At 58.7% G+C, this 223-nt stretch carries 1 protein-coding gene; it reads left to right on the plus strand.

The window, feature by feature from the left end:
* On the plus strand, window positions 1-223 hold a 223-nt coding region (locus SLS51_RS25010; protein ID WP_323840938.1), incomplete at both ends, for a hypothetical protein.

The following is a 223-nucleotide window of genomic DNA, read 5'->3' on the forward strand; positions in this document are numbered from 1 at the left end:
TGCCGAAGTGGATGTGACGCGGGGCGATGAGACCCTGTATGGCGAAGCGTACCATTACCTGGATAACAACTACCGGGTACTGGGCAACCGTTACGACCTGGATCCGGCAGTAGAAAGCGGGGTGTTCTACTCCCGGCTGCAACATGAGCGTTACCTGAATCGGCAGACCCAACTGCGGGGGTTGACGACATCCGCCACGCTGTTGCCGGGCCAGGAGTTGAAA

The sequence above is a fragment of the Photorhabdus africana genome, from assembly GCF_035181445.1.
Classification (GTDB): domain Bacteria; phylum Pseudomonadota; class Gammaproteobacteria; order Enterobacterales; family Enterobacteriaceae; genus Photorhabdus; species Photorhabdus laumondii.